Genomic DNA, 17310 nt, shown 5'->3' on the forward strand with positions numbered 1-17310 from the left:
GTACAGCAATGTATTGAGCTAACTGATACTAATGATCCGTGTGGCTTGACCATATAACCTCAAGTTGCCTTGGCCGACATGACATGTCGATAGATACCAAGTGCACGCTACGTCACAAGACCAAACGAGAGGCAGGCGCTCAGGCGCGTCTCTTTGTAAAGCCGGCACATCCGTGCCCGCTCCCTGCAAAGACACGACCTGCGGCGACACTCCAAAAGCCTCCCTGGTGAAATTAGCGCTGTGGAACCACCCGATCCCATCCCGAACTCGGAAGTGAAACGCAGCTGCGCCGATGGTAGTGTGGCTCAAGCCATGCGAGAGTAGGTCATCGCCAGGGTTTATACCCAAAAACCCCGTTGCTCACGCAGCGGGGTTTTTCTTTTTTTGCAGGCACCCGGTTTTCGAAGGTGTCTGTTTCTCGGAAGAGACCCATGCCGAGCTGGCGCAACGCGCTGCTCCAACCGTCTCCCTGGTGAAATTAGCGCTGTGGAACCACCCGATCCCATCCCGAACTCGGAAGTGAAACGCAGCTGCGCCGATGGTAGTGTGGCTCAAGCCATGCGAGAGTAGGTCATCGCCAGGGTTTATACCCAAAACCCCGCTGCTCACGCAGCGGGGTTTTTTCATGTCAGGGTTCCGTGTTCCTGACATGCCATACGGCCTCCTTCCGACGGGGCCTGCATGCGATACCGGATACCAGACAGACCCCGCCGGCGCGAACCTGATGGCATGTCCAGCCCACGCCTTCTTATCGGTCGCCGCTCTGTCCGAGGCGCCTATTACATGCTCACGTCCAACGTCGCAGATCGACAAAAGCTGTTCGTCGACGCCGCCCGCGTTGAATGTGTTGTCGAAGCCCTTCGCTGCGCCGATCGTGAGGCCCGCTCACGAACACTCGCCTGGGTGGTGATGCCCGACCACGTGCACTGGCTGATGCAGTTGCGGGACGGCAACATCAGCCGCTGCATGCAGTCATTCAAGTCCCGCGCGTCGCGTGCCTTCAACCTGCTCACCGGTGCGCAAGGGAGCGTCTGGCAGCGCGGCTTCTACGATCACTGCATACGGTCGGACGAATCCCTGGAAAAGCAGGCGCGATATCTGATCGAGAATCCTGTCCGCGCAGGCCTGGCCGCCAGCGTAGGCGAGTACCCCTACGCCTGGTCACGTTGGCCAATGGCGGCAGAACCGGCACCCGCTGCGCAGGGCCAATCAAGGTAGGGTCGGTTCCCAAACGACTGCCGACCTTGTCGGCGACCGCATTGGCGCATGGACGCCTGATGACGCGCGCCAGACCACGCGAGCATCTTGCCGATCATGGTCATGCCCAACCGGGCGCGGTGGCTGCAACGGCAGTCGATTGGGATGCGACCCTACCAGACCTCATTTCTGCGTTGAGCGATTGCAGGCGTTACCCAACCGGCCTATCGAAGCACCTGACCGCGCATCGCCACACCGGGATGCATAGCCACCCGGAACATGCACGTACCATTGCTGCCATCGGTAGGGTCGGTTCCCAAACGACTGCCGACCTTGTCGGCGACCGCATTGGCGCATGCACGCCTGATGACGCGCGCCAGACCACGCGAGCATCTCGCCGATCATGGTCATGCCCAACCGGGCGCGGTGGCTGCAACGGCAGTCGATTGGGATGCGACCCTACCAGCCCTTATATCTGCGTTGGGCGATTGCAGGCGTTACCCCGGCGGGCTATCGAAACACCTGACCGCGCATCGCCACACCGGGATGCATAGCCACCCGGAACATGCACGCACCATTGCTGCCATCGGTAGGGTCGGTTCCCAAACGACTGCCGACCTTGTCGGCGACCGCATTGGCGCATGGACGCCTGATGACGCGCGCCAGACCACGCGAGCATCTCGCCGATCATGGCCATGCCCAACCGGGCGCGGTGGCTGCAACGGCAGTCGATTGGGATGCGACCCTACCAGCCCTCATTTCTGCGTTGGGCGATTGCAGGCGTTACCCAGGCGGGCTATCGAAACACCTGACCGCGCATCGCCACACCGGGATGCATAGCCACCCGGAACATGCACGCACCACTGCTGCCATCGGTAGGGTCGGTTCCCAAACGACAGCCGACCTTGTCGCCGACCGCATTGGCGCATGGACGCCTGATGACGCGCGCCAGACCACGCGAGCATCTCGCCGATCATGGTCACGCCCTACCGGGCGCGATAGCTGCAACGGCAGTCGATTGGGATGCGCCCCTCCCAGGCCGCAAGTCCGACGCGCCACCTTCCACATCTACCCATAAAAAAACGGCGCCCCGTAGGGCGCCGTTTCTGGCTCAAGCACTGACGCAGGCTTACTTGCCCGTCGGTGCCGGTGCCGGTGCCGGTGCCGAAGACTTCGGCGCCATCATCGCATCGCGGGCTGCCTTGAACGGGTTGCCCTCATACCAGTTCGGCCAGCGGTCGCCGCCGGCAAGCTCCTTGCCTACGCCGTACAGCAGCTGCAGGTCCTCCACCGTGCCGTCCAGCTTCCAGGTGGCCACGTCGAACTCATCCTTCGGTCCGTGGTACCGGTCGCGGCCGTAGGCTTCGGCGGCCTTGCGGCCGGCCTCGACGCCACCGTCGCGCAGGTCTTCGCCGCCGTCGGCATACAAGGCAGGCACACCGGCCTTGGCGAAGTTGAAGTGGTCCGAACGGAAGTAGAAGCCGCTCTGCACCGAGGTCTCGCCATGCAGGGTACGGCCCTGGTTGGCAGCCAGCGGCTTGAGGATGTCTTCCAGCTCCGAGCTGCCGAAGCCGGTCACCGTGAGGTCCTTGGCACGGCCAGCCACCGACATCGCGTCGATGTTGATCACCCCGGCAATCTTGTCCAGCGGGAAGGTCGGGTGGCTCACGTAGTACTTGGACCCCAGCAGGCCCGACTCTTCCAGCGTCACCGCCAGGAACACCACCGAACGCTCCGGCGGCGGCTGCTGGTGTGCCATCGCATCGGCGACTTCCAGGATGCCGGCCACGCCGGTGGCGTTGTCCACCGCACCGTTGTAGATGTTGTCGCCCTGCTCACCCTCGTGCTTGCCCAGGTGGTCCCAATGGGCCATGTACAGCACCGCCTCGTCGGCCCGCTTGCTGCCCGGCAGCACGCCGACCACGTTGCGCGACTTCTTCTCGGCAATGGTGCTCTTCAGGTCGAAGGACACCTTGGCCTTCAGCGACACCGGCTTGAAACCGCGCTTGCTGGCGTCCTTGTAGGCCTTGTCCAGGTCCAGCCCGGCATCGGCGAACAGCTGGCGGGCAGCCTCGGCGCTCAACCAGCCCTGCGCGGGAATGCGGGCTTCCGGGTCATCCTTGGCCGGCAGATCGTACTGCGGGCCCGCCCAGGAATTCTTCACCACGTCCCAGCCGTAGGAAGCACCGGCGGTGTCGTGCACGATCAGCGCCGCGGCGGCGCCCTTGCGGGCGGCTTCTTCGAACTTGTAGGTCCAGCGCCCGTAATAGGTCATGCGCTTGCCGTCGAACAGCTTGGCATCGTTGACGTGGAAGCCCGGGTCGTTGACGAACATCACCACCGTCTTGCCCTTCCAGTCCTGCCCGGCGTAGTCGTTCCACTTCTGCTCCGGCGCATCCACGCCATAGCCGACGAACACCAGTTCGCTGTTCTCGACCTTCACTTCCGGCTGGCCGCTGCGGGTGCCGATCACCATGTCGGTGCCGAACTTCAGGTCGCGCTGCTTGCCCGCCTGGTCCAGCTTCAGCACCGTCGATTCGTCGGCGCTGGTTTCGGTCATGGCCACGTCCTGGAACCAGCTGTCGCCGTTGCCCGGCTGCAGGCCGATGCGCTGCATCTGGTCGCGGATGTAGTTGACGGTCAGTTCTTCGCCCTTGCTGCCCGGGGCACGACCCTCGAACTCATCGGAGGCAAGGGTTTTGACCAGCTCGCCGAAGTCGGCGGCGTTGATGTCGGGCGAGAACGCGTGGCCGGTGGCGGCCACCGGCGCCGGCGCGGCGGCCGTGTCGACAGGTGCGGTGGCTTCGCCCTTGCACGCGGTCAACGCGGCGGTGGCAGCAAGGCACAACAGAAGTTTGCGGGGCATCATCGATTCCTGGGTACAAGGGGCCGGTGCCGACAGGCACCGGAAGAGGGTATCAATCCTGGGGCGCGGCGTCGGTATCGAACGTCTGCGGCTGGGCGCCGCTGACCGGGCCGATGTGCGCGCTGCGGTGGACATACAGGGTGACGTCACGGTCGAACTGCAGGCTGCCGCTGACACTGGCGTTGGGGCCGATGATCACGCGCGGCTTGCGGCTGCCGGTCAGGGACAGGCTGAAGTTGGGCTTCTTGACCCGGATGCCGCCCTGGACCTCCGAGCCGACACCGACGGTGATGTCGCCGTTGACCGTTTCGATGTTGCCGTTCAAGCGCGTCTCCACCAGCCCGATGCCGCCATTGACCGTTTCCATGTTGCCTTCCACCACGCTGCCACGGTCGACGAAGATGCTGCCGTTCACCGTTTCCACGTTGCCGGCGGCGACCACTTCGCGGCCGATCCGCACGTTGCCGTTGACGGTGGACACGCCGGTGGTATGGGCGCGGTCGTCGATCCGGATGCTGCCGTTGACGGTTTCGATCTCGCGGGTGACCACGCCCTCTTCGACCGTCACACCGCCATTGACGGTCTCCAGGTCGCCGTAGGTCTGGCCGGCGGACGCGCGGATGCTGCCGTTGACCTTGCTGATGTCTTCGCTGGCGAAGGCGGGTGCGCACGGCAGCACCAGGGCCAACAGCAGCGCGAGTGGAATATGTTTCATGGTGACCTCATGTCCGGTGTGCGGCTGGCAGGCCGCCTGTTGGGATGTCACCATGCATCGCTACAATCCGCATCTGCCTGAAGTCACTGGAAAGCCCTTGCGCCACAACGCTTTGTCCTCACGCCGGAATAACAAACCGACGCCCGGTCGCCGCGGGGCCGTCGTCCTGCGCGCGTGGGCGCACGGGCTGGTCCTGGCGCTGGCGGTCCTGGCAATGGGGCCGGTGTCGGCACAGAGTTCGAAGGAAGCCGAGCGCAAGCTGCAGAAGCTGCGCTCGGAGTTGAAGGGCGTGGCCCAGGAGCGCCGCACGCTGGAAGGCCAGCGCGGCCAGGCCTCGCGCCAGTTGCGCGACGCCGACGAGAAAGTCGCCCGTACTGGCCGCGTGCTGGCCCAGACCGAAACCGCCCTGCAGCGCGAAACCCGCGCCATGGAGGAGCTGCAGCGCAAGCGCAGCGAGCTGCAGGCCGGCATGACCAAGCAGCGCGAAGAGCTGGCCTCGCTGCTGCGCTCGGCCTACCGCATTGGCAACAACGCGCCGTTGAAACTGCTGCTGTCGCAGGACCGCGTGGCCGACGCCAACCGCAGCCTGGCCTATCACCGCTACCTGCAGCGCGAACGTGCCCGCCGCATCCAGCTGCTCACCCACGACCTGGCCGAACTGCAGGCGGTGGAAGCACAGATCGTCGAACGCCGGCAGGCGCTGGAAGGCACCCGCCAGCAGCAGAAGCAGCAGGTGGCCACCCTGGCCGACGACCGCCGCACCCGCGCGGCAACGGTGGCCAGCCTGGAAGAGCGCTACAAGGACCGCAGCGAGCGCGAAAAGGCGCTTGGCCAGGATGCCAAGGCGCTGGAAACGCTGCTGGCCAACCTGCGTGCCGCCGCCGCGCGTGCCGAGGCCGAGCGCCGGGCCGCGGCCCGCCGCGCAGCCGCCGAGAAGGCCGCTGCCGAGAAAGCGGAGAAGGCCGCTGCCGCCAACGGCACCCGTCCACCGCCGCGACCGGGCAAGACCCCGCCGGCGGTGGCCTCGGCGCCGCCGCCCAAGGTGGGCGGGCTGGGCTGGCCGTTGTCGGGCAACCTGCTGGCGCGCTATGGCGGCAAGCTGCCCGACGGTCGCACCAGCAGCGGCGTCCTGATCGGCGCCGCGGCCGGCAGCACCATCACCGCCGTGGCCGATGGCACCGTGGTGTTCTCCGACTGGATGACCGGTTACGGCATGATCCTGATCGTCGACCACGGCAATGGCTACATGAGCCTGTACGCGCACAACGACACCCTGCTGCGCGACGCGGGTGCGACGGTGAAAAAGGGCGATCCGGTGGCCAAGGTGGGCAACTCGGGTGGGCAGGGCGTGACCGCGCTGTACTTCGAGCTGCGCCGCAATGGCCAGCCGGTGGATCCGGGCAGCTGGCTGCAGCGTCGCTGACAGCCAGCCCAACGGCGGGCACCTGTTGCACGCCGGGTTCAACGGGAATTTATCGTCGCTTCGCGCATAATCGGGCGACGCACCTGGTGCGTGTTTACCGTCCCCCGCCGACCTGGAGTGCTTCATGCGCGTAGCCCGTACCGCCACCTTGCTGCTGGCCCTGTTGCCCGCCGTGTCATGGGCGCAGCAGACCCGCGAGGCCGCCAGCAGTACCAGCGACGCCGCCAGCAACGAAGAAGCGGTGACATCGCGGGTGCCGCTGGAAGAGATCCGGCGTTACGTGGCGGTCTACAACGCGGTGCGCGCCGCCTATGTGGACCCGGTGGACGACAAGAAGCTGATGCAGTCGGCCATCCGTGGCCTGCTGCTGGACCTGGACCCGCACAGCACCTATTTCGACAAGGAAGATGCCGAAGCCTTCGACGAGCAGGCCACCGGCGCCTACGACGGCATCGGCGTGGAGCTGCAGCAGCAGCCCGACAACAGCAGCCTGAAGGTGATCTCGCCGATCGACGACACCCCGGCCGCCAAGGCCGGCATCCTGGCCGGCGACCTGATCATCGCCATCGACGGCAAGCCGATCAGCGCCATCGAAGCGACCGAACCGCTGCGCGGCAAGGCGGGCAGCAAGGTGGTCCTCACCCTGGTGCGCGAGGGCAAGCCCAAGCCGTTCGATGTCACCGTGACCCGCCAGACCATCCGCGTAACCAGCGTGCGCAGCCGCATGCTGGAACCGGGCTACGGGTACATCCGCCTGAGCACGTTCCAGGCCGACACCGGCGCCGATTTCCAGAAACACGTGGGCCAGTTGCAGCAGCAGGCCGGCGGCAAGCTCAAGGGCCTGGTGCTGGATCTGCGCAGCAACCCCGGCGGCCTGCTCACCGCAGCGGTGCAGGTGGCCGATGACCTGCTTGAGAAGGGCAACATCGTGAGCACCCGCGGCCGCATCTCAATCAGCGATGCCCGCTTCGACGCCACCCCCGGCGACCTGCTCAAGGGCGCCCCGGTGGTGGTGCTGGCCGACGCAGGCTCTGCCAGCGCCTCCGAAGTGCTGGCCGGCGCGCTGCGCGACAACGGTCGGGCCCGCGTGGTGGGCAGCCGCACCTTCGGCAAGGGCTCGGTGCAGACCGTGCTGCCGCTGGACAACGGCGATTCGGTCAAGCTCACCACCGCGCGCTACTTCACCCCCAGTGGCAAGTCGATCCAGGCCACCGGCATCGTGCCCGACGTGGTGCTGCAGCCGGAAAAGCGCGAGGGCGAGGACGACCTGCCGGCCAGCCTGGCCGACTACAGCGAAGCGACCCTGCCCGGTCACCTGCGTGGTGATGAGGAGGGCAGCGAAGGCTACAAGGCCGGTGACGTGCTCTCTGGCGATGGTCCGATCAACGACGCGCTGGCCGAGCTGAAGAACCCGGGTTCGGTAGTGGCCAGGCAGAAGGCGGAAGCGGCGAAGAAGCCGGCGGCCAAGCCGGCGGCGGCAGCGGTGAAGCCGACTGACGCGAAGCAGGAAGCAAAGCAGGAAGCAAAGCCGGCGGATGTGCCAACCAAACCCTGACCGGTAATGCCGGCCGTTGGCCGGCTCCGCAGTCATCCAACCGTACGAAGAGCCGGCCAGCGGCCGGCACTACCGGGCGAATCCAACCGTACGAGGAGCCGGCCAGCGGCCGGCACTACCGGGCGAATCCGGGCGTAGCGGCAGCCGGTCAGCGGTCGGCGTTACCTAGAAGCCGTGCCGCTTGCGCAGGCGTCGGGCGATCGCCGCGCGCACGTAGACCCCGTAGCCGAGCCCGAAGGCGAAGCCGGCGATGTGTGCCCACCAGGCCACCATGCCGAAGCTGGGGCCGATGTAGGCAAACACCACCTGCAGCGCCGCCCAGACCCCGATGAGCAGGTAGGCCGGGGCGCGCACGAATTCCAGGAACAGGCCCAGCGGAATCACCACGCCCAGCCGCGCGCCCGGGAACAGTGCCAGGTAGGCCCCGATCAACGCCGACACCGCGCCGCTGGCACCGATGATGATCTGGTCGGGGCTGCCCATGGTGTAGATCGCGGTCAGGTTCGAGATCGCCCCGCCCACCAGGAACAGCAGCATCAGCCGCCACGGCCCCAGCACGCGCTCGGCCGGCAGCCCGAAGATCAGCAGGAACACCAGGTTGCCCAGCAGGTGTGACCAGTCGGCATGCAGGAACAGGGCGGTGAACAGGCGCAGCACGCTGCCGTCCTGCAGGGTGGCCCACCAGTCCAGCGGGTGGGTCAGCCCGGTCGACAGTGCGCCCCAGTCCAGCCACAGGCTGCGCCGGGCGTCGCCGGGCCGCGAGATCGACCACAGGAATGCCACCCACAGCGCGGCGAACAGCAGCGGGGTAGCCCAGCGGACGGCAGACTTCTTGCGGGAGGGGATCGACACGAACATGCGTGCGTTAGCCTAGCGCGGTGGCGCTCCCGACGGGGGATTGACGGGTTCAGCCTGAATAGCCACAAGGGCGACGCCCGTTATTGTTTCATTAACCGGTCTGGGTATACTCCAATACGGCGTCGTATGTCGGGAGGGGAATCCGGCGCGTTGTTCCCGCCCCAGGGCAGGGAAGAACGCAGGCGCGCGTTGCCCAACATCACCGCAATTCCGGAGAGAACCAAACATGCATACCGCTTCCTCGCTTGCCCGCGTCACCGCCCTGGCCGTCGGCATCGCCGGTGCCCTGGCCGCTGGCCACGTCCACGCCGCCGCCTTCCAGCTGAAGGAAAACAGCGCCAAGGGTCTTGGCCGCGCCTTCGCCGGTTCGGGCAGCGCCCAGGGCGACGCTTCGATCATCGCCGTCAACCCGGCCGGCATGCGCCAGCTGGAAGGCATGCAGATCCAGGGTGACCTGAGCGCCATCAGCTTCTCGGCCGATTTCAAGGGCAGCGGCCGCAACGCCGGCCCGACCGGTGCCGGCACCGGCACCCCGATCTCGGGCGGTGACGGCGGCGACGCCGGCATGATCGCCCCGGTCCCGGCTGCCTACTTCCACATGCCGATCGGCGAAAAGGCCCACTTCGGCGTCTCGCTGACCGCTCCGTTCGGCTTCAAGACCGAATACGACAGCAACTGGGTTGGCCGTTACAGCGGCATCAAGACCGACCTGAAGGCCATCGACCTGGGCTTCGCGGCGTCCTATGACGTCAACCCGTACGTGTCCTTCGGCGCGTCCGTGTTCGTCGAACACCTGACCATCGAACTGACCAACGCCATCGACTACGGCGCCATCCTGGCCCAGTCGCGTGTGCCGAGCTTCGCGCCGGGCAGCGATGACGGCACCCTGAAGGTCGAAGGCGACAACAACGCTGTCGGCTGGACCGTCGGCGGCCTGTTCAGCCCGGATGAGAACACCCACATCGGTATCAGCTACCGCTCGAAGGTGGAACACAAGATCACCAACGGCGAAGCCACCTTCAACGGCGGTGAACGCGCCCGCGCCGTGCTGGCCCGCCCGACCGTGCGTCCGGGCTGGTTCGTGGACACCAGCGGTCGCGCCACGGTCACCATGCCGGCCTCGGCGACCTTCAGCGTCACCCACAACGTCAATGACCGCTGGACCGTCATGGGCGATGTGACCCGTACCGCGTGGTCGACCTCGTTCGACAAGGTGACCATCGATTACGCCTCCAACCAGGCCGACTCGAACCTCAACTTCGCCTACCGCGACACCACCTTCGTGTCGCTGGGTACGGACTTCAAGCTGAGCGACACCGTCACCCTGCGCGGCGGCGTGGCATACGACCAGACCCCGACCACCGACGCGCACCGTGACGTCCGCGTGCCGGACACCACCCGCAAGTGGCTGTCGCTGGGCGTGGGCTGGACCCCGTCGGCCAACATGGAATACAACTTCGGTTACACCCACCTGTTCACCAAGGATCCGAGCGTCAACGTGACCTCGGAAACCGGCAACAAGCTGGTGGGCAAGTACGATGTGGGCGGCGACGTGATTGCTGCGTCGTTCAACTACAAGTTCTGATCGCCGTAGCAGTACGGCGTGTCTGACTGCAGAAAGCCCCGCGAAAGCGGGGCTTTTTGTTTGCCTGCCGCGCGGCGGTCCCGGGCGGGACTGCACGGGCGATCAGCGACTCAACAGAGCGGCGAGCGGCCGGCCGCGTAACGCAGTCCCTGCCGCAGCTGCGCCAGGAAATGCGGGTTGCGGTACACCGCTTCGTCATGCCCAAGGCCGGTGTACCAGCTGCGCCCGCCCCCGAAACGATGGCACCAGGTGATGGGATGGTCCGCGCCCATGCTGCCGCCTGCATAGCGTCGTTCGTCCACGGTAGCCACCACCTGCACGCGCCCGCGGGGGTTCTCGCGGTAGTTGTAGAGCTCGTCGCGGATCGGCCACGGCATGCCGCGTGGGCGGCCATCGCGCTCGGGCTGCACCTGCGTGTCCTGCAGGCCGGGCGGGTGCGCCTTGAACCACGCCCCCACCAGTTGGCCATACCACGGCCAGCCGTATTCGGTATCGGCGGCCGCATGCACGCCGACGAAGCCGCCGCCGTTGCCGATGAAGCCTTCCAGCGCGGCCTGCTGGTTGGCGTCGAGCACGTCGCCGGTGGTGCTGGCGAACACCACCACGCGGTAGCGGGCGAGGTTGGCAGCGATGAAGTCGGTGGCGTTCTCGCTATGATCGGCAGGCACGGCTTCGCGCGACGCGAGGTGCTGCAGCGCGGCCAAGGCCGCGGGAATGGAATCGTGGCGGAACTACGCGGTGCGCGTGAGTACGAAGACGCGGTCCGGTGCGGCGGCGACGGTGCGATCCGCGCCGGGCAAGAGCGCGAGCACCAGCAGGAGCAGGTAGAGAGAGGGGCGCATGCGGCGATGGCACAGGCCCTGCACATCCAGCGGTGGCGTCACGGCATGCGTGGCGGCCGCTGCAATGAGGCAAGGCGTGCAGCCACCAACGGGTTGGCTATCGGGCGGTTGCAACAAAAAACCCCGCGGATGCGGGGCTCTTCGTTGGCGCCTGGATCTACCATCAAGGCCCGCGGCCTAGAGGCGATACTCTCCTGAAGGCTCACCTGATTGCTCTCGCCTGCCGCTTCGGCAGCACGGCGTAACCCGATACTCCCCTTCCAGCGCTGAACAATGACCCTTCAAGTGTGGGAGGCGTAGGTCTAATGCCAGAAACGAGGATAGACAAAACCCGTCGCAGCCGCGTAAGCCACATACCAGCGACCGTCATCGGACTTCACCCCGATGTCGGTCAGCCCATCTCCATTCCAATCACCACTGAACGGCGTAAACGGTGATCCGGCATCGGCAAGATCGTTGCCAAATCCTGTGAGGGCAAGTCGCGTACCTGCAAACCGCGTTCCGTCGCCCAGTGCGATGTACCAGCGGCCATCGCGCGACTTTACGCCAATGTCAGCCTTCCCATCACCGTTCCAGTCGCCGACGAATGGGCGGAAGGGATTTCCGGCAGGGTCAAGGCTGTTGTTTCCAAATCCTGACAGGGCTTCTCGCCCGTTTACAAACGACTGTCCATTGCTGGAGGCGGTAAACCAACGGCCATCGTTGCTCTTCACGCCGATGTCGGATCGTCCGTCCCCGTCCCAGTCTCCGACCAGAACAGTGTAGCCCCCACCACCTGGATCGAGGTTTTCATCTGCAAATCCACTCAATGCCAGGCGCGGAGCCACGAAGCCGCTTCCATTGCTGAGGGCGATGTACCAACGACCGTCTCTGCTTCTGACACCAATGTCAGTCTTTCCGTCCCCATTCCAGTCTCCACTGAAGGCGATGAAAGGAGACCCGCCGTCGCTGTTATCGTCCCCAAAGCCACTCATCCAAAGCGCCGGATGAGCAAATCCTTGTCCGGTGCTCAATGCCGCAAACCATCGACCATCGCGACTCTTTGCAATGACGTCTGCCTTGCCATCCCCATTCAAGTCACCCGTCAGCCGCTGGAACGGCGCACCGCCCGGATCTCGAACAGCATCGGCGAACGCAGAAAGCCATTGCGCTGGAGCGGTCGGTCCATCTCCTCCCGCCGATACCTGCCAGGTTCCCCTGTTGGAAGCCGCGAGAAAATCATCCCTACCATCGCCATTGACGTCGGCGGCCATTGTTGTCCAGCTGAAAGCCTCGTCTTTCTTGCCCATGGCAACCGGGGCACGTGTGAGCACGCCGATGATGTCATCGTCCTCGCCCGGGTCGATACTGTACTGCACCATCTCAAAGTGATAGTCGGGATTTCCGTACTGCTTTGACTCCCAGTTCCAAGCCGTAGCCAATCCGATCGACAAGTGGTGCTGCGCGAGCAGGATAGACATGGGCGTATCGTTGAGATTGTTGGCCGACCACCCCGTATCCCCCGGAACACCAAATTCACCGATCCAGAGCGGGCGCCCTATGGCAGTCGAGATCTCCTTAAAATATTGCAGGAATTCTGCGGCGCTTAGGAGCTTTCCGGCTACATTGCGATATGAGTATTGGTCATACATATGCACAGTGCTTACATCGATACCGGGCAATGCGGTGTAGTGGATAAAGTAGTCGGCGGCGTCATTGAAAGATCCTGGAACATTACCTAACGGCAAGGCGTTGTCCTCCTGCATGGCGCCGCCTGCTACCAGGTGGTTTTGATCGATGGCTTTGATCTTGCCTGCGACTTCAGAAAGATAGTCGGCGATCTGCTCGCGAGTTACACAGAGCTGCGAAGGGTACCGGTGCTTGGCATTGAGATTTGCTTCATTTGAAATCTCCCAGAGCAGGATGGTGGCAGAGTCCTTGTACCGCGCTACGACCTCTTGGGTAAATCGGATCATCGTTGACCGATTTTCACTGCCTGGTAACATCGGAAGTGAAAATGGAGCGAGCTCGCAGCTTGAGCCGGTGGCTCTGAACCGTTCGGAAGGATCGGAGTAGCCGGTGATGAGGGTAGGGATGAGCTTGATGCCCAAGGCCGTCGCGTTCTGCTCCAGAAGGTCGAAGGCAAGGAAAAAATTGGCCGTTGTGGACGGGTTCTCCCAGAGCTCTACTGCTGGAAACAGTGCAGTTGATTCGCTGTAGCTTCCGGCAGCGAAGAACCGGACAGCTTTGAAGCCCGATTCGCGTGCCCGCGTCAACTTCGCTTTCCCCGTTGCGGGATCGGTGATGTAAAGGTGGACCAGATCAAACATGTTGACCGATGGCAGTGCGGGCGGAGCACCATTGATCACGAGTTGTCCATTGGAAACTCGCATATAAGGATCGTCAGCTCCGTAGGTGGGCAACGGGGCAGTCAATAGCCCTGCGGCAAGAAGCACGGCAGCTGCCGAGGAGAGATAACAATTCTTTGAAACGTCCATGTTCACCTGATGAGTGTTGGCTGGGACCCTAGCGTACGTGTTGTTCCGACCGCCGGTTATGGATGATGGCAAAAAAAAGCCCCGCGTTTGCGGGGCTTTTTCGTGCTGCCTTGCGCCGTGGATCAGTCGCCCAGGGTCAGCAGCGAGGCGTTGCCACCGGCGGCCGTGGTGTTCACGGTGACGGTCTTTTCAGTGGCAAAGCGCAGCAGGTAGTGCGGGCCGCCGGCCTTGGGACCGGTGCCGGAGAGGCCCTGGCCGCCGAACGGCTGCACGCCGACCACCGCGCCGATCTGGTTGCGGTTGACGTACACATTGCCCACGTTGATGCGCGAGGAAATGCGGTCCACGGTTTCATCGATGCGCGAATGCACGCCCAGGGTGAGGCCGTAGCCGGTGGCGTTGATCTGGTCGATCACCGCATCGAGCTGGTCGCCCTTCCAGCGGATCACGTGCAGCACCGGCCCGAAGATTTCCTTGTGCAACTGGTCAAGGTTCTTCAGTTCGTACGCACGCGGGGCGAAGAAGGTGCCATGCGCGGCGGCTTCGTTGAGCTCGGCCGCGGCGATCAGGCGCGCTTCCTTCTCCATGCGCACCGCGTGGTCCTGCAGGATCTGCAGGGCGTCGGCATCGATCACCGGGCCCACGTCGGTGGACAGCAGGCCCGGGTCGCCGACCTTCAGTTCGGCCATCGCACCGGACAGCATGGTCATCACCTTGTCGGCGATGTCGTCCTGCACGAACAGCACGCGCGCGGCCGAGCAACGCTGGCCGGCCGAGGTGAAGGCCGACCCGATGGCGTCCTTGACCAGCTGTTCCGGCAGCGCCGAGGAGTCGGCGATGAAGGCGTTCTGGCCGCCGGTTTCGGCGATCAGCACGCCGATGGCGGCATCGCGTGCGGCCATCGCGCGGTTGATCGCGCGGGCGGTGTCGGTGGAGCCGGTGAAGGCCACGCCGGCCACGCGCGGGTCGGCGGTGAGCGCGGCACCGACGGTGGCGCCATCGCCCGGCAGGAACTGCACCACGCCCTCGGGCACGCCGGCGTCGAGCAGCAGCTTCACCGCGTAGTAGCCGATCAGGTTGGTCTGTTCGGCCGGCTTGGCAATCACGCTGTTGCCGGCGGCAAGCGCGGCGGCCACCTGGCCCAGGAAGATCGCCAGCGGGAAGTTCCACGGGCTGATGCAGACGAACACGCCCCGGCCATGCAGCTGCAGTTCGTTGGATTCACCGGTGGGGCTGGGCAGCTTTTCGGCGTGGCCGAACTGCTCGCGCGCCTGCTTGGCGTAGTAGCGCAGGAAGTCGACCGCTTCGCGCACTTCGGCGATGCCGTCGGGCAGGCTCTTGCCGGCTTCCTTGACGCACAGCGCCATGAACTCGGGCATGCGTGCTTCCAGCTGGTCGGCGGCATGTTCCAGGATCGCCGCGCGGCTGGCGGCCGGGGTGCGGTTCCAGGCCGGCTGCGCGGCCACGGCATTGGCCAGCGCCTTTTCGACGGTGGCGCTGTCGGCCGGCTGCCACTGGCCCACCACCTGGCGCGTATCGGCCGGGTTGGTCACGTTCAACAGGGCGCCGGTCGGGGTGGCACCGGGCACCAGCGGCGCGGCCTTCCACGGCTTCACGGCGGCGTTGAGCTGCTCGGCCAGGGCGCGCAGGTCGTTGTCGTTGGCAAGATTGACGCCCATGGAATTGGTCCTGTCATGGTTCTGGCTGCGCAGCAGGTCGACCGGCAGCGGGATTTTCGGGTGGGGAATGGACGCGAACGAGGACACCGCCTCGACCGGATCGCGGATCAGGTCGTCGATGGCCACCGCGTCGTCGGTGATGCGGTTGACGAAGCTGGAGTTGGCGCCGTTTTCCAGCAGGCGGCGCACCAGGTACGGCAGCAGGTCTTCGTGCGAACCGACCGGTGCGTACACGCGGCACGGCACGTTCAACCGATTGGCCGGCACCACTTCGGCATACAGGTCATCGCCCATGCCGTGCAGCTTCTGGTGCTCGTACTGGCCGCCCTTGGCGATCGCCTTCACCGCGGCAATGGTGTGCGCGTTGTGGGTGGCGAACATCGGGTACAGCGCATCGGCATGCGAGAACAGCCGCTTGGTGCACGCCAGGTAGGACACGTCGGTGTTCTGCTTGCGGGTGAACACCGGGTAGGCCGGCAGGCCGTCGATCTGCGCACGCTTGATTTCCGCGTCCCAGTACGCGCCCTTGACCAGGCGCACCTGCAGGCGGCGGCCGATGCGACGGGCCAGGTCGGCCAGGTAGTCGATCGTGTACGGGGTGCGCTTCTGGTAGGCCTGCACGACCACGCCGAAGCCTTCCCAGCCGCTCAGCGAGGCATCGCTGACCACCGCTTCGATGATGTCCAGCGACAGTTCCAGGCGGTCGGTTTCCTCGGCATCCACGGTGCAGCCGATGCCGTAGGACTTGGCCAGCTGCGCCAGTTCCAGCACGCCCGGGACCAGGTCGGCCATCACGCGTGCGCGCTTGGCATGCTCGTAGCGCGGGTACAGCGCCGACAGCTTGATCGAGATGCCCGGCGCCGCGTTGACGTCACCGTCCGGGCGGCCGCCGCGGGCCTTGTGGTCGCCACCGATGGAGTGGATCGCGCGGCGGTAGTCTTCCAGGTAACGCTTGGCGTCCTTCATGGTCAGCGCGCCTTCGCCGAGCATGTCGAACGAATAGCGGTAGTTGGCGTTGTCGCCCTTGTGCGAGCGCGACAGCGCCTCGTCGATGGTGCGGCCCATGACGAACTGGTGGCCCATGATCTTCATTGCCTGGCGCACGGCCAGGCGGATCACCGGCTCGCCCACGCGGCCGATCAGGCGCGCGAACGCGCCCGGCACGTCGGCGCGGGTGGCGTCGTTGATCTGCACCAGGCGGCCGGTCAGCATCAGGCCCCAGGTGGAGGCGTTGACCAGCACCGAGTCGCTGCCGCCCATGTGCTTCTTCCAGTCGGCATCGCCGAGCTTGTCGCGGATCAGCTTGTCGGCGGTGTCCTGGTCGGGAATGCGCAGCAGTGCCTCGGCCACGCACATCAGCAGCACGCCTTCCTCGCTGCCCAGGTCGTACTGGCGCATGAAGGCTTCGATCGCACCCTGGTCCTGGGCACGCACGCGCACGCGCTTGACCAGGTCGGCGGCGGTGGCCTGCACCTGCGCCTGTTCGTCGGCCGGCAGGCGCGCCTGCGCCAGCAGCTCGCGCACGTGGCTGGCCTCGTCCTTCATCCAGGCATCGGTGATGGCCTGGCGGAACGCAGCGGGAGGCGTCGGCAGCTCGGGCGAGAGCAGCGGCGGGCGGGGCGCGCCGGCCGGGGCCGGGGCAGGAATCGGTGCGGAAGGTGCGGTCATGCCGGTTGGCTCGTGGAGAACTTGACCATTTTAATCGTTTTTTTGAGCTGGGAAGCACTTTCACGGCGCCGCCTGATTGCAGCCATAGCCTTTCATACAAAGGGATTCGGCGGGATTGGGTTGTGTCGTGAAAAGTATGCTGACTTCGTCAAAACTCCCGCCGGACGTCATGCTGTGTTGCACCATTTCCGAAAATGTGAATGGACCCTTGCTACTGTCGCGAGTGCAGGGCTACCATCGAGACGTTTCCCGCAGCAGGAATTGCGTCCCCCACAGGCGCTCCATGCCCCCGCTGTTCGTCCTGCTGTTTGCTGTGTTGAAGGTCCCGGAGCGCGAGGTCATCCCCGCCGCCGGGTAGTTGCCGGACTGCGTCGCCAGCCTGAATGGGCACGGTGCCGCGCCGGCGGCGAGAAGGACCGCTCGGGGCCAGACCAACGGCCCGGAA

The 17310-nt window shown here is 65.3% G+C and carries 9 protein-coding genes, 2 rRNA genes and 1 pseudogene; 6 read left to right on the forward strand and 6 right to left on the reverse strand.

Annotated features, from left to right (window positions below; all coding sequences use genetic code 11):
• The first annotated feature begins 222 nt into the window (after positions 1–222).
• From rrf (ABIA71_RS12890) to ABIA71_RS12900, 3 genes are all read left to right on the forward strand, one after another.
• A 5S ribosomal RNA gene (gene rrf / locus ABIA71_RS12890) occupies positions 223–337 on the forward strand.
• A gap of 131 nt (positions 338–468) precedes the next feature.
• Positions 469–583, forward strand: a 5S ribosomal RNA gene (gene rrf, locus ABIA71_RS12895).
• Between the two features lie 146 nt (positions 584–729).
• Positions 730–1218 (forward strand): REP-associated tyrosine transposase, encoded by a 489-nt coding sequence (locus ABIA71_RS12900; RefSeq protein ID WP_502961242.1) that lies wholly within the window; start codon positions 730–732, stop codon positions 1216–1218.
• A 1108-nt stretch (positions 1219–2326) separates the two neighbouring features.
• Here the strand turns inward: ABIA71_RS12900 and ABIA71_RS12905 are convergent.
• Both ABIA71_RS12905 and ABIA71_RS12910 read right to left on the reverse strand, forming a co-directional pair.
• A complete protein-coding gene (locus tag ABIA71_RS12905; protein ID WP_354285595.1) occupies positions 2327–4063 on the reverse strand; it encodes a M28 family metallopeptidase in 1737 nt (578 codons plus the stop codon).
• A 52-nt stretch (positions 4064–4115) separates the two neighbouring features.
• Positions 4116–4778 (reverse strand): DUF4097 family beta strand repeat-containing protein, encoded by a 663-nt coding sequence (locus ABIA71_RS12910; protein WP_354285597.1) that lies wholly within the window; start codon positions 4776–4778, stop codon positions 4116–4118.
• 97 nt (positions 4779–4875) lie between these two features.
• Between ABIA71_RS12910 and ABIA71_RS12915 the strand changes: the two genes are divergently transcribed.
• Positions 4876–6201 (forward strand): murein hydrolase activator EnvC family protein, encoded by a 1326-nt coding sequence (locus tag ABIA71_RS12915; protein ID WP_502961243.1) that lies wholly within the window; start codon positions 4876–4878, stop codon positions 6199–6201.
• A 124-nt stretch (positions 6202–6325) separates the two neighbouring features.
• The gene (locus ABIA71_RS12920; RefSeq protein WP_354285599.1) at positions 6326–7756 is read left to right on the forward strand and encodes a S41 family peptidase; all 1431 of its coding nucleotides are present in this window, start codon (positions 6326–6328) and stop codon (positions 7754–7756) included.
• A gap of 165 nt (positions 7757–7921) precedes the next feature.
• On the opposite strand, the gene ABIA71_RS12925 is transcribed toward ABIA71_RS12920, so the two are convergent.
• On the reverse strand, positions 7922–8614 hold the full coding sequence (locus tag ABIA71_RS12925) for a rhomboid family intramembrane serine protease (protein ID WP_128096239.1): 693 nt from the start codon (positions 8612–8614) through the stop codon (positions 7922–7924).
• A 226-nt stretch (positions 8615–8840) separates the two neighbouring features.
• Here ABIA71_RS12925 and ABIA71_RS12930 point away from each other — a divergent pair, with 226 nt between their 5' ends.
• On the forward strand, positions 8841–10199 hold the full coding sequence (locus ABIA71_RS12930) for an outer membrane protein transport protein (protein WP_354285601.1): 1359 nt from the start codon (positions 8841–8843) through the stop codon (positions 10197–10199).
• Positions 10200–10309: 110 nt separating this feature from the next.
• On the opposite strand, the pseudogene ABIA71_RS12935 reads toward ABIA71_RS12930, so the two are convergent.
• The 3 genes and pseudogenes from ABIA71_RS12935 to putA form a co-directional block, all read right to left on the reverse strand.
• Positions 10310–10918: pseudogene (locus tag ABIA71_RS12935) on the reverse strand (ThuA domain-containing protein); the annotation flags it as partial.
• 425 nt (positions 10919–11343) lie between these two features.
• Positions 11344–13518 carry an FG-GAP-like repeat-containing protein gene (locus tag ABIA71_RS12940; protein ID WP_354285603.1) on the reverse strand — a complete coding sequence of 725 codons (2175 nt, stop codon included), beginning with the start codon at positions 13516–13518 and terminating at the stop codon, positions 11344–11346.
• A gap of 122 nt (positions 13519–13640) precedes the next feature.
• Positions 13641–16865 (reverse strand): bifunctional proline dehydrogenase/L-glutamate gamma-semialdehyde dehydrogenase PutA, encoded by a 3225-nt coding sequence (putA, locus tag ABIA71_RS12945; protein WP_354285604.1) that lies wholly within the window; start codon positions 16863–16865, stop codon positions 13641–13643.
• Between the last annotated feature and the right edge of the window lie 445 nt (positions 16866–17310).

This window comes from Stenotrophomonas sp. 2619 (genome assembly GCF_040548725.1).
Classification (GTDB): Bacteria; Pseudomonadota; Gammaproteobacteria; order Xanthomonadales; family Xanthomonadaceae; genus Stenotrophomonas; species Stenotrophomonas maltophilia_AP.